Origin of the sequence: Heyndrickxia camelliae, from assembly GCF_002844575.1 — a bacterium.
In the GTDB taxonomy this organism is placed as follows: Bacteria; Bacillota; Bacilli; order Bacillales; family Bacillaceae_C; genus Margalitia; species Margalitia camelliae.
In genome coordinates, this window is the sequence record NZ_PIQO01000003.1 from 326,111 (window position 1) to 345,921 (window position 19,811).

At 36.4% G+C, this 19,811-nt stretch carries 29 protein-coding genes and 1 pseudogene; 3 read left to right on the plus strand and 27 right to left on the minus strand.

Annotation, left to right across the window (positions count from 1 at the left end; genetic code table 11):
• Positions 1-21: 21 nt before the first annotated feature.
• Both CWO92_RS06865 and CWO92_RS25265 read right to left on the minus strand, forming a co-directional pair.
• Positions 22-273, minus strand: a complete 252-nt coding sequence (locus CWO92_RS06865; protein ID WP_101353455.1) for a hypothetical protein — start codon at positions 271-273, stop codon at positions 22-24.
• On the minus strand, positions 270-410 hold the full coding sequence (locus CWO92_RS25265) for a hypothetical protein (RefSeq protein WP_165786615.1): 141 nt from the start codon (positions 408-410) through the stop codon (positions 270-272). The genes CWO92_RS06865 and CWO92_RS25265 overlap by 4 nt, the downstream gene beginning before the upstream one ends.
• A 129-nt stretch (positions 411-539) precedes the next feature.
• Between CWO92_RS25265 and CWO92_RS06870 the strand changes: the two genes are divergently transcribed.
• From CWO92_RS06870 to CWO92_RS06880, 3 genes are read left to right on the plus strand one after another with little or no spacing between them, the layout of a single operon-like run.
• Entirely contained in the window at positions 540-734 is a 195-nt protein-coding gene (locus CWO92_RS06870) for a helix-turn-helix transcriptional regulator (RefSeq protein WP_101353456.1), read from the plus strand.
• A 1-nt stretch (position 735) separates the two neighbouring features.
• Positions 736-1,017 carry a hypothetical protein gene (locus CWO92_RS06875; protein WP_101353457.1) on the plus strand — a complete coding sequence of 94 codons (282 nt, stop codon included), beginning with the start codon at positions 736-738 and terminating at the stop codon, positions 1,015-1,017.
• 12 nt (positions 1,018-1,029) lie between these two features.
• Positions 1,030-1,341 (plus strand): hypothetical protein, encoded by a 312-nt coding sequence (locus tag CWO92_RS06880; RefSeq protein WP_101353458.1) that lies wholly within the window; start codon positions 1,030-1,032, stop codon positions 1,339-1,341.
• 253 nt (positions 1,342-1,594) lie between these two features.
• Here CWO92_RS06880 and CWO92_RS25950 read toward each other — a convergent pair.
• The 25 genes and pseudogenes from CWO92_RS25950 to CWO92_RS06985 all read right to left on the minus strand — a co-directional run.
• Positions 1,595-2,050 (minus strand): annotated as a pseudogene (locus tag CWO92_RS25950) (glycoside hydrolase family 73 protein); the annotation flags it as partial.
• On the minus strand, positions 2,050-2,424 hold the full coding sequence (locus CWO92_RS06890; RefSeq protein ID WP_437177518.1) for a phage holin family protein: 375 nt from the start codon (positions 2,422-2,424) through the stop codon (positions 2,050-2,052). The pseudogene CWO92_RS25950 and the gene CWO92_RS06890, both read right to left, overlap by 1 nt.
• Positions 2,425-2,463: 39 nt before the next feature.
• The gene (locus tag CWO92_RS06895; RefSeq protein WP_101353460.1) at positions 2,464-2,742 is read right to left on the minus strand and encodes a hypothetical protein; all 279 of its coding nucleotides are present in this window, start codon (positions 2,740-2,742) and stop codon (positions 2,464-2,466) included.
• A gap of 60 nt (positions 2,743-2,802) precedes the next feature.
• Positions 2,803-6,606, minus strand: a complete 3,804-nt coding sequence (locus CWO92_RS06900; RefSeq protein ID WP_101353461.1) for a hypothetical protein — start codon at positions 6,604-6,606, stop codon at positions 2,803-2,805.
• Between the two features lie 12 nt (positions 6,607-6,618).
• Positions 6,619-7,419, minus strand: a complete 801-nt coding sequence (locus tag CWO92_RS06905; protein ID WP_101353462.1) for a hypothetical protein — start codon at positions 7,417-7,419, stop codon at positions 6,619-6,621.
• 4 nt (positions 7,420-7,423) lie between these two features.
• Entirely contained in the window at positions 7,424-7,561 is a 138-nt protein-coding gene (locus CWO92_RS25270) for a hypothetical protein (RefSeq protein ID WP_165786616.1), read from the minus strand.
• The gene (locus tag CWO92_RS06910; protein ID WP_101353463.1) at positions 7,554-7,832 is read right to left on the minus strand and encodes a hypothetical protein; all 279 of its coding nucleotides are present in this window, start codon (positions 7,830-7,832) and stop codon (positions 7,554-7,556) included. The genes CWO92_RS25270 and CWO92_RS06910 overlap by 8 nt, the downstream gene beginning before the upstream one ends.
• A gap of 12 nt (positions 7,833-7,844) precedes the next feature.
• Complete coding sequence (locus tag CWO92_RS06915) at positions 7,845-8,609, minus strand: XkdV family phage structural protein (protein WP_101353464.1); 765 nt, start codon at positions 8,607-8,609, stop codon at positions 7,845-7,847.
• A gap of 8 nt (positions 8,610-8,617) precedes the next feature.
• Complete coding sequence (locus CWO92_RS06920) at positions 8,618-10,018, minus strand: hypothetical protein (RefSeq protein ID WP_101353465.1); 1,401 nt, start codon at positions 10,016-10,018, stop codon at positions 8,618-8,620.
• A 49-nt stretch (positions 10,019-10,067) separates the two neighbouring features.
• Positions 10,068-10,508: a DUF2441 domain-containing protein gene (locus CWO92_RS06925; RefSeq protein ID WP_165786617.1), complete on the minus strand. Its 441-nt coding sequence runs from the start codon at positions 10,506-10,508 to the stop codon at positions 10,068-10,070.
• Between the two features lie 217 nt (positions 10,509-10,725).
• The gene (locus CWO92_RS25955; RefSeq protein WP_101353467.1) at positions 10,726-10,962 is read right to left on the minus strand and encodes a DUF6270 domain-containing protein; all 237 of its coding nucleotides are present in this window, start codon (positions 10,960-10,962) and stop codon (positions 10,726-10,728) included.
• 73 nt (positions 10,963-11,035) lie between these two features.
• Positions 11,036-12,130, minus strand: coding sequence for a hypothetical protein (locus tag CWO92_RS06935; RefSeq protein ID WP_101353468.1), 1,095 nt, complete (start codon positions 12,128-12,130; stop codon positions 11,036-11,038).
• Positions 12,130-12,354, minus strand: coding sequence for a hypothetical protein (locus CWO92_RS06940; protein WP_101353469.1), 225 nt, complete (start codon positions 12,352-12,354; stop codon positions 12,130-12,132). Before CWO92_RS06940 ends, CWO92_RS06935 begins: the two co-directional genes overlap by 1 nt.
• Positions 12,344-12,913 carry a phage adaptor protein gene (locus CWO92_RS06945; protein ID WP_101353470.1) on the minus strand — a complete coding sequence of 190 codons (570 nt, stop codon included), beginning with the start codon at positions 12,911-12,913 and terminating at the stop codon, positions 12,344-12,346. The genes CWO92_RS06940 and CWO92_RS06945 overlap by 11 nt, the downstream gene beginning before the upstream one ends.
• 48 nt (positions 12,914-12,961) lie before the next feature.
• Positions 12,962-13,105, minus strand: coding sequence for a hypothetical protein (locus tag CWO92_RS25275; protein WP_165786618.1), 144 nt, complete (start codon positions 13,103-13,105; stop codon positions 12,962-12,964).
• A gap of 17 nt (positions 13,106-13,122) precedes the next feature.
• Positions 13,123-13,815 carry a N4-gp56 family major capsid protein gene (locus CWO92_RS06950; protein WP_235851566.1) on the minus strand — a complete coding sequence of 231 codons (693 nt, stop codon included), beginning with the start codon at positions 13,813-13,815 and terminating at the stop codon, positions 13,123-13,125.
• A 158-nt stretch (positions 13,816-13,973) separates the two neighbouring features.
• Entirely contained in the window at positions 13,974-14,822 is an 849-nt protein-coding gene (locus CWO92_RS06955) for a hypothetical protein (protein WP_101353472.1), read from the minus strand.
• Positions 14,823-15,094: 272 nt separating this feature from the next.
• Entirely contained in the window at positions 15,095-15,235 is a 141-nt protein-coding gene (locus CWO92_RS25285; RefSeq protein ID WP_165786620.1) for a hypothetical protein, read from the minus strand.
• A gap of 9 nt (positions 15,236-15,244) precedes the next feature.
• A complete protein-coding gene (locus CWO92_RS06960; RefSeq protein WP_101353473.1) occupies positions 15,245-17,053 on the minus strand; it encodes a portal protein in 1,809 nt (602 codons plus the stop codon).
• Entirely contained in the window at positions 17,054-17,254 is a 201-nt protein-coding gene (locus CWO92_RS06965; protein WP_101353474.1) for a hypothetical protein, read from the minus strand.
• Entirely contained in the window at positions 17,254-17,505 is a 252-nt protein-coding gene (locus CWO92_RS06970; protein WP_133120529.1) for a hypothetical protein, read from the minus strand. The genes CWO92_RS06965 and CWO92_RS06970 overlap by 1 nt, the downstream gene beginning before the upstream one ends.
• 8 nt (positions 17,506-17,513) lie before the next feature.
• Positions 17,514-18,854, minus strand: a complete 1,341-nt coding sequence (locus tag CWO92_RS06975) for a PBSX family phage terminase large subunit (RefSeq protein ID WP_101353476.1) — start codon at positions 18,852-18,854, stop codon at positions 17,514-17,516.
• Positions 18,847-19,269 carry a terminase small subunit gene (locus tag CWO92_RS06980; protein ID WP_101353477.1) on the minus strand — a complete coding sequence of 141 codons (423 nt, stop codon included), beginning with the start codon at positions 19,267-19,269 and terminating at the stop codon, positions 18,847-18,849. Before CWO92_RS06980 ends, CWO92_RS06975 begins: the two co-directional genes overlap by 8 nt.
• Before the next feature lie 22 nt (positions 19,270-19,291).
• Positions 19,292-19,435 carry a hypothetical protein gene (locus CWO92_RS25290; RefSeq protein ID WP_165786621.1) on the minus strand — a complete coding sequence of 48 codons (144 nt, stop codon included), beginning with the start codon at positions 19,433-19,435 and terminating at the stop codon, positions 19,292-19,294.
• Positions 19,436-19,457: 22 nt separating this feature from the next.
• A complete protein-coding gene (locus CWO92_RS06985; protein WP_101353478.1) occupies positions 19,458-19,772 on the minus strand; it encodes a hypothetical protein in 315 nt (104 codons plus the stop codon).
• Positions 19,773-19,811 lie beyond the last annotated feature (39 nt).

Here is a 19,811-nt window from a genome sequence, read left to right on the forward strand (position 1 = left end):
TATATCCACTTACTATATCCACTAGAAACCTATCGCTAAATATCGCATGAAAGGGTTCTTTAATATAAACCATGCAATCATACCAAGGAATGTAGCGAACATGATTACCTTCACCATAGCATCGTTTATAGTTATCCCAAAGAACTTTTCTAGGACAATCACTCCAAGTAAAACAAGGGACATGCTACCGAAAAAGATATACCCTTCAACGATTGGTAAGGGAGTAAGTCCGACTGACATAAATTTTGTAAATGGTATCACTTCATACGTCATGATAAATCCTCCTTCGATAAACTCATAGAAATACGGAATAGTAATAAAATCATCTCTCTATTACTCAACTTGTTTTCAAACTGAAAATCCACCAACTTATCAATTAACTGCGCCATTTCAACATCTTTCGTCTCCATGGATATACCTCCTTTTATATGTCTTGATATATAGATACGCAAAACGTAAATAATAATGCAGGTACACGTAAATTAAATTTACGAAAGGAGAAAAGAAAATGATGTTGAATAGTTTTAACAGGTGATAATATGAAAAGCAAAATAGAAGAACTAATTAAAAATAGTGGATTGAAGAAAAATTTCATTGCCGATAAACTAAATGTAAGTGTTCATCAGTTAAGGAATTACGAAACAGGAAGAAGCTTAATCCCGATAGATAAAGCTTATCTTTTAGCTGATTTATTAGGTGTAAAAGTAGATGATTTATACGAACGGAGTAAGTAAAATGCAAATACATATTCAGATTCATGTAAGAGAAAGTGGTGGAGGGATATTATTATTTACCAATCCACATGTGAAGAGAAAATATTTTAAGGTTGATCCAGATAGAGAAGCAGCAAAATGGGCATATGCGCGTATTTATGAAGCAAGTATGGAGATGGGTGGACGATATCTTGAGATAGAAAAAGTGTTTTATAATGGTGACCGTAATATTACGGAGTTAGTAAAGGAAATGGAAGAAACGTTTGATTTATTTGAATGGAAACAAAAAGGATATATAAAGTAAAGGGGGATGGGCATGGATATTGTCGATATTATCGTAGATATAATGGGTTCCATTGGCTACGGATTTATTATTTGGAATCTTGTTTATTGGCTTGTGAATGCTGCAACAAAATATAAGAAAGATACAATTGTTGTTTTGGTTTGGAGTTTTGTCATTTCGTTTATTTTCACTATTGTTGGTGGTTGGTTGTGGTATCCGCCAGCGTTATTATTTAACGCCCCGATCATTCTTTTGTTCTTTTTGTATGACTTTATAAAGGCGAATAAAAATAAAAAAAGAAAAAGCAGCCCCTCTCAATTGAGAAGGGCTTTCTTATTTATTTAACCTTTGCACCTGTACTTGGTGCAGCATAAATATTCACTTTTCCAAAGTCGCGAGTTTGAATTGTATACACATCTTTCTGTGGATTTCCTAAGATTTCATACTCCAAACCACCGAACTTTTTAGGGTTGAGAAAACCTTTTTCATTTCCCTTAACTGGCGCTTTATTGGTTGGGTATACTCTCCAGGATGAAGCAGTCTTAGGGAGATACAACCTTTTTTTATTAGAAGGTTTTTTTGCTTTTGCACTTTGCTTCACTTCATCATATTGTGTTAGGTTATTATCTTCAATGACTTTAATTAGCTTATTTGCATAGTTTGGATCCGTAGCATATCCATCAGCTTGAACATTCTTTGCAGCTTTCTTATAATCCGTCTCACCTATTATGTTTTTGTATTTGTTTCTGTCCCACGATACTCCATTTACGTATAAATTAGCAAGGTCACATAAAGATTCATACCATGATGGATATTTTCTAAACGCTGCATCCACTCTATAAGGTTTATTGCCTTTATATTCTGTGGTTTGCATGGTTACAGATTGACCGTTATACGAGCCTTTTACACCGAATAAATTCTTCCCCTTAACAGCTAGTCCACTTTTACCATAGTTAGACTCTAAGCAGGCTTGAGCAATTACTAATGAAGCTAAAATGTTAAAATTCTTTTTAATTTGTTGTGCATGTGGAGCAATTTCGGAAATGAATGACATTATTTACCCTCTCCTTTATCCTCTTTATCTTTAATAACTTGCAACTTATCAGCTAGAACAGACGGTACTTTTAAGCCTAATTGAGCGCAATTCTCTAAGATGGATAGTAATTCATTGGCTATATAAAAAATGACCGTAGCATAAGCCACAGCCCCATTTAAGCCTAATATTTTATCAATGATATTGGCAGCAATAATTATCCCGAATATGCCGATTTTACGAGCATATCCGAATAGTGCATTCCGACTTCTAAGGTGACCTTCTTTCCACGCTCTTAGAACGCCTGTGATTATATCTAATAACATAGCGATTGTGAGTAAATCCAAGAATTTTACTGATCCAAACAAGTAATGTCCTAAAATTTCTAATGTCATGATTAACATCCCCTTTTCCAAAATAAAAAGAGAGCTGCATTAGCCCTCTTCATCTTTAAATCCTGTTTTATTCCATCTGTAAAACAATAAACCGGCTATATATAAAATCAAAGCCCATATTGAATAACCATAATAATGTGGCGCGAACTCTTTTATTAAAGATGGAGCAATTAATAAAACACAAAATATCAACAATAATAAACCCGCTAACAATCCATGTTCTGCAAAGCTATACAAAATGAATCTTAACCAATTTTTTAAACCGAACAAAACCATGATGATAAATAAACCAATTAAAATCCAGTATAGGATATCCATTTTTCACCCCCAAAAGATATTTTTGCTAATATTATATATCTTTCAGAGGTGAAATAACATTTATTTTTTTCGCAATGTTTGTATTAATTCCATAAGTTTAGCAACTTTTTCCTCTTTCGAAAGTTTGTCATCCTTCTCTATCTTCGTGATTTTCCCTTTATCATATGGTTTTGTTTTAACTACTCGAAGAATATTATACAAATCTTCATTTAAACCATATGGTTCCATTTGTTTGTATGCTTTAGTTTGTATCTCAGTTAATGGAACTCGCTTATTATCATAGTAGTCTTTAGCATCAGACGTTGAGCTAGGACCCATTAAAGTGATTTGGAGATTCTTTAAAGGATTAGTATCAATTGGATAGCTTAGTTCCTTTTTCGGTCCTTTAAATGGAATAGTACCATTATCTCCTTTGTAAACAGCCTTATTCCGTATCGCATCAACACCTTGAGTAGTTTTTCTGAATTGCGATGCTCCGAAAGGAGAGAGAGCATATAAAGGGTCTTGCAAAGCCTTAGAAAGTGTTACCCCAGTGCCAAAACGGTTAGGACTTCTCTCCCCAAATAAATCTTTATATTTTATATCCGTAAAAGGTAGTTTCTTGTTAGTGTCTACTTGATTAGTTAATAGGTTACCGCCAGGAATATTACCAACTACTTCGCCTGTTAAAGATGCAATTGCGTGTTTTAGTTTATCTGATGTATTCCCTTCACCTTTTTCGTATCCTTCAGCAAAAGCACCAACAGGATCAAGAGTAACGCCACTTCCTCTTATGTGTTCCATCGCCTTGTTAAGACCATAGGAAGCCGCTAGGAAGGTCATAAGACCAGATACATCTTTACCTTTCGCCATTTTGCTTAATACAGTCCACTGGTTCCCGACTTCTAATGTAAATGGTGCAAGAATTTGCATTGTTTTAGATTTTTGTAGTAAAGGAACTTCGCCGACTCCACGCCCTGCAACAATATGACGTGTCTCGCTATCAGCGTATTTAATTGGATCAGATACTTTCTTTGCTAGCCCTTTACGATACATTGAATTCCAAATAAAGTTAGTACCCGCTTTATCCGCAGTCTCCATCAACCATAATGCTAATTTCTTTGGTTGCTGTAATAATTTTTGGTCAAAACGTTTGTAGAAGCGATCGGAATATCTCTCTTTTATGAAATTAGATTTCGCTATAGGGGAATCAATGTTTTTGGTCTTAGTTAATAACTGTTTTGACGCTTGAATCAATGTATCAGCAAGACCTTGTGGAGCATATTGTTTTGCCTTAGCAATGCCTAAAGGAACGTTACCTATTTGCCCTAATGCAGATGATAAGTTACCAATAACCATATTGCTTTTCACTTGGCTATTCGCTTTTGTTAATAATTTATATCTCGTTCCTCTACCTATTAATTCTTGAAGTAAACGATCATATGGATTGGTTTTTCCTGCCAAATCATTTGCATGGTTATTCAAGGCTTTAATAATATTATTAGCATTTCTCGTTTGTTCGGTCGCATCAGCTAATTCATTTGCAGTTTTACGCAAAACAGGAATTACAGGATCCAAATTAATAGAATGACTTGCAGCTTGTAAGTACTTTAAGAAACCACCAACCGCGTCGCTCTTGTAATTTCCGTTTAACCTCTTTTGCATGAATCCCGCAAATTTTGTATTAGGTTTAGTGAAAGGTGATAGCCCTTCTAAATGTGGATCAATATTCGATGGAGTTTCGAATAAGTTTTTAATTCCTTCAAAACCATCTAATTCATTGAAATGATGATAATAATTGTTTCTTTTCGGTACCAACTTTTCCGGATTATTTGGATATATTTTTGAACGCACTTCATTGACCTTATTAATTAGATCATCATAGTTCTTTCTAAAATATTCATCCGCTTGTACAATCTTCTCCCAATTCTTTGGATGAACCTTTTTTAACTGCCTTAGATTGATAGCATCCAGTTCCTCTGGAGAAAGACTTTTCGGGTCAATACCTTGCTTTTTGAGGTACCGATTAACTAGCTTTTTTTCCCCATAATCCTGTACTAATGCAGATTCTTTGGATCCTTTTTTGATACCAAAGTCCTTTACTACAGTATTAAATAAATCATCTGTTAATGCTTCTTGCATGTTGACGTGTGATTGTTTCGCTTTATCAAGAGATTCAACTATCAAAGACTTTTGTTTTTCAGGTAATCTTTCGGCAATCTGATAAATATTCTTTGTTCCTGTTCTGAATGGGCCGATATCTTTAATCTTCTTGATCTCTTCATCCAAGTTTGATTGCGCTTCATTTAGAATAGGTTCTGATTCTTCGGAAATACGCTTCAATACTCCACCATTCTCTACTTGCGGAGTAATCTTTTCTGCAGCACTAGCGACTTCATTTTTAATTGGACTAACCCTCAATGAACGAAGCAAATCTGGTTGGTTGCCTTTAGGTTCCTGTAATCTTGAAATACCCATTTTTTTTAAAGCATTATTAGAAACAGGTTTTCGATTTCCGAACTTACTCCAAACTTCATTTGTATCAATAACTTTGGTAGGTTTATAGTCCTTATAAGCGAGTTCTGCCAACTGTTCTAAATTAACCGGTTCATCCGGCTTTGCAAAGTGTGTCCAGAGTTCATCCAATCCCTCTTTTGTGATTTTGTTCGTATCATAATTTTGGTGAACATACTTCGCGAAATCCTCATAACGCTTTTGCCAGTATTCTCTCGGTGCTTCTTCCACTAAATCTCTAGGTTTTGCAGGTACATCTATTCCATAATGCTTAGCAATAATATTTTCATTTGGATTATCAATGACAGGCTTAGCGTTAGAGAAGTCTGGAAGCTTACGATTTGGCGATAAAGCACGTAATCTGTCTTGTAAACTACCGTGAATAGGTTTAGATGTCGGTAAATCACTCTTTTCACCTGTCATATAGGTTTCTCCAAGTCTTTTTCCTAAGTCTTTGCTATTTGGAAGCAACTTTTTAATTGCTTTTTCGGATGCGCCTTTAAGGAGTTGGTTACCACCCACTAGCAATGGATCCGCAACACCGCCTAATAATGTATTTAACGCGATATCCCTGGCATTTTCTTTCGCTGAATAATCTTTACCGTTAATCGCTTCCCGAACTCCAACTTGTCCAGCACCGAATAACGCTCCTGCTGCTGCGCCTTCTTTTGCTAACTGTCCAGCTTTTGCTATCCCTTTCGTTCCCGCCTTAGCGCCTAATTTCAATGCTTTTGCCCCTTTGTAAGCAGCAGCACCAGGGGCAAATAACCCTAGTGCATCATACGCAAAATCAGCAGCCTTTCCTACTCCTTTTCGGGATTGGAACTGCACTGCTGATTCTCCGTCATGAGTCTTTTTATATGTTTCGTCTAATGCACCAAGTAGAGCAGAGTTAGCAGTACGTGTCAGCCCTCTTGTAAGTTCTTTCGTGACTTTACTTCGGTCAGTGCTTTTTGCATCGTTTACAGCATTTTTAAAGGCATCTGTGAAGGTTGTATTAGGGTCACCGTCAAAAACGTTTTTAACCCCTTCTCCGTATCGCTTGAGAGGGGTTAAAATGTCGTTTAGTAATCCAGTTTTCGGTTTTTTATCTTCCATTTTGCTACGTGATTCTGCTTTAACAGTTGTTTTAGGAGATGGGTGTAATTGCTGACTATATTCATCCCAATATTCTGCGCTATATCCTTCATTCTTTGTAACACGTTTAGGAGTTTCCCTACTTGTGTTATCAAGGAAGTTTCTAAAACCAGTTACATCCTTCACACCGGCTGCCTTTGCTGCTTTTTTAAACTTTTCATCATAACTTCTTCCGAATTGTTTTACTGGCAAACCTTTTAATAATTCCTGTTGCCAATTAAAATATTTTGTCATGGTTCCACACCCTTAATATGCCAATTTAAACGGTTGGTTAATTAGTCTTTCTGATGTTTTACCTTTTTTTGCGTTAGCCAGTAGATTATTGTATAAATTCGCTGCACTAACCAATTTCGGATCAAGTTGACTGCTCTTAACAGTAGTGGATTTCTTCTTGGAACTAGAGGAAGACCTAGAACTTCCCCCCCCTCCGCCTCCGCTACCCTTTTTTGCAGCTTGTGCCTTTTGGAATGCAAATTGTGCTTGATCCAGAGATAATTGTCCAAGTTGAACTTTCTTACTAAGTTCATACTGCAACTTCTGTAAAGCATAATTTTGACCGTATTGTCTGATGTTCTCGTTAAATTCTTTTTGCCACTGACTGTCCGACACTTTGTCTCTACTCTTTTGATAATCGAATTGTGTTTGCCATTGTTTGTCCGCTACTTTATCTCGGCCGACTTGGTAATTATAATTACGATTACTGTTCCACTCGTTATAGAGTTGTGAACGATTCTGTAAGCTATAATCCTTGTCTTTCCAGACTTCATCATTTGCTAATTGGGCTATCTGTGTCGCCCGTTGTGCGTTTAAATCTGCTATTTGCCCTTGTGCAGCGATAGCAATCTTGTTTAATTGGTCAGCTGCGAGTCCTGAGTGTCCTAATCCCCTAGCCGCTGCCACTTGCCCAGCTTGTACATCATTAGCGTATTTTTGACTTTGGATGTTTTTTACCCCTTGGTTGAATAAAGGGTCTACTTGCCCCGCTACTTTTTTCTGTGCATCTGCATAAGAAATAGGTTTGTAATTATAGGTAAAGGTATTTGCCATGGTTTCACCCCTTTATTATGTCTTGTTTTCCTTTAGAGGTTAGATAAGCATCAATTCCCTCTTTTAAATCTGGACGCTTGGTTATCACGAATTCGTACCTATAAGCACCTTCAATAATAAGTTGCCCCATAAAATCAGCCATTTTCTTGACCTCCTAGAATTAAATCCGCTACCGCTTGTTGTAAAAGTGTTAATTTTTGTTCCATCGTTGGAGCATTCTGGTACTCTTGGAGTAATTGCTCTTGATAGTCCGTGTCTTTTACTAGTTGTCCGTTCTCGTATTTAAATACAAACGGATTGCTTAATACCTCATGGCTCAAAGGAACATCAATAGATACATCAGCATCTTTTCCTTTTGTAGTTCCCCATCCCGTTACACGATTCGATGTGTCGAGATACAGATATATTTCCATCTCTCTCACCTCTTAAATTTCAATTACTTTTCGTAATACTGCTAGTCGATTTTCGCCAGTACTATTGATAGTTTTGCCGGTTATATCTCCATCATTAATATACAAGTACTTTGTTGCCACTTTCCCTGTACCATCTCCAGTTCCAAGAGAAGTTGGTATTTGTTCAATAAACCCTCCACCTTTATCAAATCCTGCGAAAGATTTAGGAATTAAGGTTGTATACCATTCTAAATCCCTTGAACCGCTACCAACTACATAATCAGACCAAACTAAAACCCATCCATGTTGACATTCAGAAAGTTTTTTGGATGGTTTGATGGTGTCTGTATCGTACGGATAGACATTCCCTTCCCATAAAATATTTTGTTTTGGAGGATTCCATCCTTTCCATGAGCCATTATCTTGGTAATTGACATACATGTTTTTATTTAAATCAAAGGCAAGCACCCATGCATATCCTTCGCTTGTGATATGTGCTATACCTCGAATGGATTGGGTACTTGGATTGTTTTTTGCTCCACTCACTGCATAAAAAGTATGCAATCCTTTACCTAATGCTAATAACTCCGCTAAAATATCTTTTGTTTTATCCGATACAGATAGTTTTACTCCTCCATCATTTGTGGTGATTTTCGTCATTTGTGCTGATGCTTTTATGTTCGTATCCGTACCATCTAAAGTATTAACGATAGCTATTAACTGATTAAATTCATCGTCCACCTGACTAGAACTAATAGTCGTACCTGGTTGAAAGTCGTATAATCGTGACCAAGTCATTGTTTCACCTACTTTGGTTTCTTTATTTCATATTCAATAACAATGCCATATACACTGCATGGTTCATCTACATTACTATTTTCAATTTGAACTTGAATTGATTTGCCCTTTTTGCGAATCTTCACCATCTGTTGAAGTATTTCACTAAAATCCCATAGTGCTTCGTCCCATTTGGACACATCCCATATCGCTCCCAGTCCTTTTTTGTCATCCACTCCAAGGTTATTGAGATTAATTAATGTGTATTGATCAATGGTTGCGTGTAAATCAAAAGAGGATTGTGAACCTTGATACTGCTTCATCACAAGCCACATTCGACGAATTTTCTTCATGTTTACAGGTAAATCAAAGTCAATAATCTTGGTTTTCATCATGAAAGCAATTGCTTCCCCATCGTCACTGTAAACATTCTCGTTAAATTTATATATAAAGCCATCATCGGCACTGAAATATAGTTCATTATCAATAACAACAAAGCCTGTCGCTTTAATGTTCGTGTATTTCGTCCATTGCTCAAGCGTTATATCATAAACAAGTGTTAGACCACTTGGAAAGCTTAAATAATACTTATTGTCATGAAAAATTGAGGTAGCTTGCGATTTTTCTACTAAACTGATGGACTTTAATATAGGTCCAATCGCATCACTGACAATTTGAGCCGAAATATACTCTTGTTCCGTAGAAAATAAGCTATATATATGGTCATCGCCCAAGTAAAAAAGGTTGTTTCCCACTTCCTGCACGGAATTTTGTGAGATACAACCTTTTGGGACGTTAATTTTGGTTAGTTGATAATCTAATAGAGTTGCTCCATCCCCTGTTAGCACCCAAGCACTACGTTTACATAGGATGATTAAGGTATTTCGGAACGCTCTTAGCTCTACAATCTCGTCATTATCCTCTGTCGCCACATCAAAAAAGTAAATTGCTGGCCAGTAATCATATACTGCGTACCCAAGATAAGGGTCAAAGTAACAAAAAGACACCCTATTCTTAACGGTAGGATGTGCTGCAGCAAATATTCTATCCTTCTTTATTGCAAAAGTACGAAAATTGGTTAGGTTAATTAAGTCATTTACTCCCGGGTCTGTTGTTTCTGCTGGTGTACCATTCGTTCCATCCGTTGGAACATGCGGAGTAACTTCACTTACACTAGAACCGTTGTAAACCTTCAATCTTCCTTTGTCTGCGATTAATACCGCATCATTTATCTTTCTATCCTTATATACGACAAACTTTGTTGAATCACTGGTTAAGATGCCTGTAACAGAGGTTAAATTACCGTCTATCACTTTGTTTAATTTATTTTGAGAAACTGCCAATAACTCTGAATCTCCACTGTTCTTATGGTAATAATAAATTTGAGAAATTGGATTTCGAATGTTTAAAGATTTATTCCAGCTTGTCATTTTTTCACCCCAGTGCATTAAAAAAGACGAGTATACACTCGTCTGCAATTTATAAAAACGGAATACTTTCTTTTATGATTCCTTTGCCATTGAATAGTGTAAAAAACTTACTTTCATCAGAAGCTTTTCCACTAAAATAGTTATGAGCATATTCCTTTATTGTCTCGTAACTTACTTTATTACAAAGTTCTACCCAATGATCATCAAATTCTTTTGAAGTTCCTTCTGCGTTCATGTCTACTTCATACACATATCTTTTATCCATAGAGTAAGCGATATTTTTCGCGTTTTCTTCTCCGTTTATTAGGAATAGAGCATTTAATCTGGAAGGACATTCATTATAATGAGTTTTTCTAATATCTTCGAATATCATTTCAATAAGATACAGATGATAATTTTCGTCCTTTTCAAAGTTTGGTTGTTCATAATTTGTTAGAGGTATTTCAGTTCCGTAATTATAGGTGTCATTAGTAACAAGATAGTATTGCATGGCTTTACTCTCCTTATACATTAAGTAATTTACTTTGCAATTCTTCTTTTTCCATTAATGTATCTTCTAAGATAATACCTAAAAGTTTTCTAGTAAAATCCTTATAGAATCTCATGTCGTAATGGAGATAGAACATTCCCCAAGGATGATCTTCAACAGAGTAATAGTTTTCATCCGAATACCCTATTGCCTGGTTGAATTGGGAGAAACAAAAGAATCAATACCATGGTGCGAAAAAACTCTTGTTTAGTTCCGTTTTAAAATGTCTAGTATCAAACGGACTAAGATTATCAATTAAATCTTCATCAAACGGTATAGGTTCTGATACTAATGAAATCATTGACATTTGATTTTGGTGAAGCACACAAGAATAGTATTTCTTGTAGTCGGGAATAAATTTAGAATTGAAACTGTCCCTTGATACACAACTTCCTAAGACTGCTATTTTTTTCATGATTGACCCCTTTATAATATATATAATAATTTAAATATATCATAAATTCGCTAAATCTACTCCCATTTATTTCTTATATTGTAGGATTATCTCCCAAATAATATATATAAAACTTTGAACCTGCACCAATCGTAATATCTTCATTTAATGGCTTTACAAACGGTGTTACTTTATCACCCGCATTGAAATTGTACATGAACGTAGTTGATAAAAATGGTAAGTTATATACATTACTGTAAGATTCGTCATCAAAATCTCTATCTGTAACTGTACCTCCGACATCATGAGATATGCCAAATCGAACATATCCATTCGCTAAAGTTACCGCAGTTGTAACTTTTATTGTCATATTTATGAGGTATATGCCTTTTCTTGGTATGGTATAAGTATTTCCACCCGTTACGCTTCCAGATGGGAAGTTTGTTACAGGAGAACCAAGTGTCATTTTATTTGATGCCAACTTAGTCAAAACTTGATTATTTGCTTGATGAATAAGAGCGTGATTGGTTAAGTTACCACTATGATATATGTCTCTAAGTGGAGTCGTTGGATTATAGGAACTATCCCACGCTTCGAATAAACCGAAAGATGGAGCCATAACTCTGACATATGGTTTACCCATTATCCATGTTCTTGCTTTGTCATCTCCAAGCTTTGCAATATCATTTTGTTCCATAGTTGCTAGATTTGAATACGTTACACCATCGGATAAATAACCGAATATATTATAATCATTTTTAATATACAAAGAACCCTTTACGATTAAACTCAACAACCCTAACGCTTCAAACCGAGTCAGATTTTGTAAATTAATTATTTTGCCATCGCTGTCAGTAAGTCTATCTCGTAATAAAGGAAAACCTCCACGAGCATCTACAATTTCTGCATTAGAATTACCATTATCACCGATAATTAATTCCAATCTTTCACTAGTATCACTTATATCTTTGTTTAAATCAAACAGAGTATCTTGTACCGTTCCATCCCCATGGGTAATATGGTCAGAACTATGGGCAGCAGTTGCGTTTTTATGTTCCTCTATCTCATTTGCTCTATTCTTTATTTCTGTATCAATGGTCTCAAAGTTCGCAGACAATGTTGTATCTACTTGCTCTGGATCATTTCGATTCGGCAAATACAAATGATAATTAGGTGTGTAATTCGCCATTAAACATCACTCCATTTCTTCCCGCCAAACTGTTGCCAAGTGAGTGTTTGCGTCACTTGTGAGGAAGCAAATTGCTCATAACCCGAACGTTTTGCCACATATCCATTCCCAATTACTGCATTTTGCGATTCAGTTAGTGCATTTTCCGGAATTAGGTTCGCAGCATCTTTGACATTTAATCCTGCGGAGAAGTCTCTAAAGGTTGCTAGTAGCTTAGTACCCATAACAATTCACTCCATATACATCTCTAATTGCTTCTGGTTGTGTTTTTCGAAAAAAATTAATAAACTCCTGTTTTCTTGCTTGATAATCGCTCCATGCAGCCATTCGTAACTCCTGTTCATCATCTTGATATTGACGTTTGGCAACAGTATAGAGGATGAATAGGTCATGGAAAGGGGAAGGTATTTGTGGTTCATCGTCCAAGTTTTCAAGATGTGGTAGTTTCGCACGATAATAAATGTCTAAATCTTTGGATTCGGTTGGAGTTGGTTGGATGATTAGCTTATTTCCCCATAATTTGAAACCTTTTGAGTGTAAATTATTCAATGGTAGTTGATACAAAAGCTGTGTTCCATCCACTAATTGCCCCATTTCAAGGAAATCAGAAGGTAAATCATACTCTTTTTTGTCTTTCTCAAGGGGAATAACGGTACTTTGTTGAAATTTCGCATAAGGAGATAGTTCATCCATACAACGGTTAATCCAGCCTTTTAAATCCTCGTTATCCAGCGTGTCATCCACATCTTTGTTGATTTCTTCATAAATCTCATTGAGGTTCATCCGAATACCTCCTTAATACAAATAAAAAAGAGTGGGAAAATCCCACCCTTACTCTTTCTCTTGATCTTTAGCAGATTTGAATCCAAACTTCTTGAATGCTGCAGCTTGCACATCATCTCTAGCAAGAAGTTTCACTCCATTTTTATGTGTAAATTCAATGTGTCTATCATTTTTAACTGCTTTTTTAGCCATCAATAATCATCCTTTCATTAAGGTGTTGTTGTTGTTTGATGTACGAACAATGCATCTGCTTTATTGTTTAATACAAAGGCATCATAACGCTTACGACCTTCTACTAACCATCCATTGATACCAGGAGGATTATCATGAGTCTTGTAATCTTCCAGTTTGTTTGCTGCAACTGTAGCAATCGGATGGCAGATGATGAAAGGTGTATTAGCCGGGAAGTAAGAAGAAGGAACTTTAATCACTTTCATTCCATCCAATTCTCCAACTTGACCGTTAACTAACATCTTTTGTGCTATTTCCGTAGACTTGATGAAAGAAGGATCTAGTTTAATAAGGTTATAGAATCCTGGAGTAACGTATAGTAAACGTCCACCTTGAGGAGCCTTATTCTCATCTAATACCTCTGAACCGTTTAGTACCGCTTCATAAGCATTTGTTTTATCAACATCTCCTATTTCAACATTCCCGTTCGCTGCCGCCGCTGCAGAAATGGTCGCAATACGGTATTTATCAATCTCCGGCACGATGACTTCATCAATTTGACGAGCAAGAGCCTTGCCGGCTTGCATAACCATTTGTGTATCTTGGTAATTACCGCGATCAATCGTGAAGGTAAATGAACGGTCACGAGTTAATTTCATAGTTTGTAGCGAGTTATCCAACTCTGCCGCTGTACCGTAACGGTTCGTACCAGACTTAACGTAATCGTTCATTCCTACTGTTGGAATAGAATACACGTTAATGGTATCTACTCCTGCCCAGTTATAATCGTGATTTACTGCTACTTCGGTTAAAGATTTCAACTTAAATCGTTCATCAACTTTACTTTCGTACTTTGCTGCTAAATTTACTGCCATTTATATCACTCCTGTTAGATAGAATTAAATCCTTGTAAGAATACATCTTCACTAGCAACCTCTTGGCTACCGTGTGCAGTCGTACCCGTTACAGGTGCTTTCTGCTTGTTTGTTTGGTTTTGTGTCAAGCGTTGTACTTTCGCTTGTAATTCTTTGTTTTGGTGCTCCATATACGCATATTTGAGGGGAACTCCTTGCGCTTTAGCTTCTAGCACCTCTTGAGGGATGGTGTCTTTATTCGGGTCAAATAATCGTCCGTTTACTTGACTGAAATACTCAAAGAATTCATTGTAATCCTTCGTTTCCTGTTCCTTTTGTTGCGCTGCTTCACGCTCTTGCTGGATTTGTTGACGGAACTTGCGATTCTCAATCATTTCCCTTGCGTATTCTTCTGGAATGTTTTGCTGAATGAGTTCATCTAGCATTTGTTGTTCACGTTGTTGACGCGCCATTTCAATAAACTCTTGAGGGTCCATTCCATAATCTTGAGCCATTTCATCAATGAACGTTAAACGTGGATCCGATTGTAATTCGTTTATTCGTTCTTGAAGCTTGTCATAGTTCATTCCCTTTTGAATCAAAGGAACTGCATCATCATAAGAGATTTCCTGTTCTTCTTTGTTGTATTTAATCTTGAATTTAGGTTGTTCTTCTTGCTCGGAAGGTTGTTCTTCCTGTGATTGCTCTTCTGGTTGTTCGATATCCTCTAATTCTGTTTCGTTGGTATCTACTCCATCCTCTTGGATATCCTCTGTGGAAGTATCGCTAAAATCATCTGGTAAAATAGCATCTTCTTCTGCAGCAAAGAACTGTAAATCTAATTTAAGTTTGTCGGTATGGTTGCCGATTGTTTTAAATTCCAATGTAAATCCTCCTTCGCTATGGTTGGCGAAAATTATTAAGCCTTTTATCGTCATGCTGAGGACAAATAATTAAATGAATTGCTTATAATAGTCGTGTTGCCACTTAACGAAACCAAAACTTTTAGGAATAGCTTGAAAAAATGTTTTAACTCTTGATTGATGACCCATGAATGACATACTTTCTTTATAAAACCAGAAATAATCTTTGACTAAAGCGACATACATTTTTCTTTTAGTAATTTTCATAAATCCTCCTCAAAATAAAAAAGCACCTATTCAGATGCTTTGTTGTTTGCTAATAATCCAAGTTCATTAGCGATTTCATGTTTAACAGCTTCCCTAAACTCATAATCAACGTCTAAATTAGCTACTTTCAATACATCTAGTAACAATATAACTTTATTGATATCCATATTTGCCTCCTATTTTTTAGCTGCTTTCATTGCTTCAATATCCAACTTCTTGTTTTGTAATGCTACATCTATTGCGCGGTCATCTTGCATGCGTTGTTCTGCCATCTGTTGTTGTTCTTGCGCCTGTTGTTGTTGCATCTCTTGCATTTCGGCTTGTTGTTGCTGCATCATCGCTTGTTGTTGCATACGTTGTTCAATATTAGCGATTAACTCCTGTTTCTGTGGTATATATTCCTCTGGTACACGTTCCAAGTAATCTAGTATGTCTAAATGTCCTTGGTTTAATAGATTATCTAATGTTTGAACACTAGCAATTTCAGACCAATAAGAAGATTCCCCAACATCAGCGCGAACATGTAACCACATATCTTTTAATGTGCTGAAATCAAACTGCTCTATAGTTTTCTGTCCGTCACGCTCCATTACAATCGGTCTAACACCGTAATAAGTACCCATCATATCGAGTAGTATCTTTCCGATATCCTCTACCCATTCATATAGATTCTTTTTCGGTATCTCTAATGGGATAGCAGACGATTTTTGGACCGCAATCGTAGCACTTGTATTCTTTGGATCAATGTTACCAAGTGCAGCATCTGAAATACCTAGCGTTTCTTTTGTGTATTGCATGGCCATATCAATAGCATTCGTGATTTGTGGAGACATATTAGCAGGTTCTAAGTAACCGGCAATGTTACCGATGTTAACTTCTCCACCTAACCCCTTTATCGGAATAGCTGAACCAATCATGTTATCCCATACATCAATATAATCAGAGTTGTATACTGCTTTCGGGAAAGAAGTCATCATCAAATGATACATAACCATCGCAAACATTCGATTGATAAAGATTTGATTCGGAAGAATCCCTGTGCATATCGCCCGACCATGGTATTGATTCTTTTGTTTCTCCCAATTCAACCAAGCAATAGGGTATTCTGTTAATCCTGTGTCAATATCTTGATAGATATAAGCATTTTCCACACTTTTACTTGCGTGTACAGTTGTTACTTCTTCTGTAATTGGGTGATTGTTTTCATCTAAGATAGGATTCCCTTCTTCATCCTTCTTAGTGCGTGTCACTTTCTTTTTACGATAGACAATGATGTACAATGCCTTTCCGTAATCATCTGCTTCAACCTCAATCTTTCCAGAGTCCCCAGACTGTTCTAAATAACTGTAATCAGACTTAATTTCCCCTTCGTCTGTTGACTGTTTATAACGTTTTGCTTCTTCTTGAAGGTTTTTTACCATATCTCGACCCGCAATAATGATGTACGGTTGGATATCTACTCTGGAATTGTTGGCATTCCCAAAGAAAACATTGGAACCGTCCACTAATTCCATTTCGATTTCGCCTTCAATATCAGAATAAGCACCGCCATAAGGTTTTTTAGAGGTATCAAAATAGAAATGAGCGCATGCATCACCTGTTATTGCTGCATCGTATAGCGCATCTTTAATTTTGAAGTCCATTTTAAACTTCTCTAACAGGTTATTTACCATTGCATTGGTTAACTCTGCACCTTCTGACTCTGCTTCCATTTCGGGCGTGGGATTATCATCTGCATATAGCAATGGTTCAAAGTGTATTTTCGTCTTACTAGAGGTTAAAGAAGCAACAAAGAACTGTATGACACGCTTAATAATGTTAAATACAGGTTGTGGCATATCCTCAACTTCTAAGTTTCTCCACTGATCACCTTGAAAGAAGGCAATGTTTGCATCCACTGTGTCGTAGTAGTTCGGTTTCAGCTTGTTATTGTATTGTTTCCCAGCTTCATAAAGTTCCCAGTCTTTCGTGCGCTTACCATTCAATTATTCCACCTTCTTCCGTTGCAAAGCCTTGGAAACGTCATAGTTCATGAGCTTCTGAAAATCTTCTTGAATCTTCTTTGCTTTGATTAGCTGTTTTTCATCTATTTCAACAGGTTTCCCCTGCTTTTTTCCGTATTTCGTTCCCATGTAGAACACAACAAAAAAGACTACTGGAGTCAGTAGCCCTAAAAGAAATTGCATTATTCATCATCCTCTATATACTGCCAAGAAGGAATAAAGGCAGATTCTTTATATTTTGGATCACACTCTTTATCATCTATATCCCATTTTAAAACAGTAGGTTGTGAAATTACCCATCCATCTCTGTAAAAGTCATATTCAATCAAAATGCCATCGCTTGCTCTTACATCTATTAAATCTAGTAAAATAGCATTCGCATTGCCTTCTGTTCTAGGATATTCTAATTTGACCCTCTTGATTTTCTTATTCATCTTCTCACCTACCATTTTCTAAACGCATTTACCTGTGGTTTTCCACCGGTTATTTTCTTAATTGCCTTTGCATGCTTTTCTTGTGGTGTCGGATTGTCTGGGTCACTCTTCTTTTGTTCATGCTCCTTAAATTTCATAACCTCGTCATTGAGTGCGTAACGAACTGCATCAATGGAATGGTTATTCTTATCCGGGAAGTCTGCTTTAAAGTTCCCATTAGCATCCTTCTCCAACTCATACGTTAAGAACTCTCTTGCAGTCTCTGGACACCGTATATCATCTATAATGATAGCTTCTAAGCTTTGTAGAAACTTAATTCCGTATTTAATACTGTCTGGACCTTTCTTAGCTGCACGTATCTTTAAACCGTATTGTCGTAACTCATGAATGGATTTCGGTTCGGCAGCATCCGCAGTAATGAAGTCATTATCCTTGTTTTCCTCTTTGATGTGTTCGTATAAACTTCTGTTTGATAGTCCAACTTTATATAACTCATGAAATATATATAAACGTTTCTTCTTCCTGTCATAGTGCATAACAGGATAAGAAACAGGATCTATTGCATAACCAAAGTCTAAACCACGTTTAATATTGTAGAAGTCTTTTATTTCTTCATCGGTTATTCGCTTAATTTTAACGTTATCGAATACCTCTCCACCTGTTCCTGTAACTTCTCCCAGGTATTCATGCTCATACGCTTTCGGCTTAGTCTGTTTCAAGTGTTCGGCTTCTACTATAAACTGTTCCCCAAGCCATTCTGGGTCTACTGATAAGTAATTGCTATGATGTACCAATCTATCCTCTCTGGATAAAAGCTTTTCTGCATTCACCCAGTTGTTCGCTGATTGTGGAGGGTTGTAAGAATAGAATACAGTAAACTTTTTACCGCCACGCATTAAAGATTGATTAATCATACGAACTTCTTCCATGCCTGTGAATTCGTCTAATTCCTCGTACCAGATGAATTTACAATATCCTCTAGCAAACTTCATAGACTTAATCTTTTTCGGCTTATCAGCACCACGAAAACGTATTTGCTGGCCAGTGGGAAGGTACGTAATAACCAATTTTGCATCTGGAATATGCCAATACTGTTCTACTCCTAAAACGTCAATCGCCCAAACTAATTGGTCAAATACGGATTCTTTAAGAGTGTCTTTTACTTTACGAAGCACTACCGCATTCGCATTTGGATCACGCATAATACCCAATATCAATTCAATCGCAATAAAAGAGGACTTGGTACTACCACGTCCACCAGATAACCAATAATGTGTATGACCATCATTTTTTAGGTCTTTATGAACTTCTTTGAAGGATGGAGCGATTACTTGCGATAATCTAGTCATCTATATCATCTACTATCGTGACACCTAGATTACCTTCAATATTTTTGTTTTCTGTCCACATTGCATAGCGTTTACCGAGTAGTTCGGCTGCTTTTGTTCTGTCTTTGATTCCAGCGTCTACATCAACTATGGAAATGCCTTTCTTTGTTGGTACAGGAACTTCCTCGCTTATTTCTCCACGCATTACTTTTGTTAAGTATTCAAGGATTTCATCCCTTGATGCTATGCGATTATTTTGATTTTGCTCTGCAATTTCATCAATGTATGCTTTAACCTTAACATTTCTTAACAATCTACTTGCTGCTGCTTCTGCTGCATTGCCTTTTGCCTTATATCCAGCCTGTTTGTATGACTCTGTAGCATTGCCTGTTTCAAGGAATAAATCAGCGAATTTTTTCTGTCTTTCGTCTAGCATTACATATCACCAACCTCCTAAGTCATGTATGAAATTTAATTTTTCTTCCACATTTTCCACACACATTAACCATGTCCCAAGTTTCAAAATCCATGAATGGCTTATCAGAAATAAATAAATGCTTGCAAGTGATTTGCTTAACTTTTCGCTTTATCCATTTAAACATAATGAATACCCTCCCGTTCAATCTAATCACTAGGGAAACGTTCTTCAATTAATTTAATAGCTTCTCCATAACTCATATCTTCTGGAATATTTTCTATGAATGCTAAAACCTCTTTATCTAATATATTTCCTCCTCGATTCCGAGCCAACACGAATTCTGGTATCTCATCGATCTCAATCCTAACCCATTTTGTTAAGGGTGGTTTATCTGTTATACGACTACAATTCGCGCAAATCTCGATTAGTCTTGTTCTTTTCAAAGGCTTTCTTTTATGGTATTGTTCTTCAGTTATTATCTCTGGTTCTGGATGTTCACATTCACAAATATAAGCGAGCATATAATCCCCCCAAAAATAAAAAAACACCCGGATGGATGC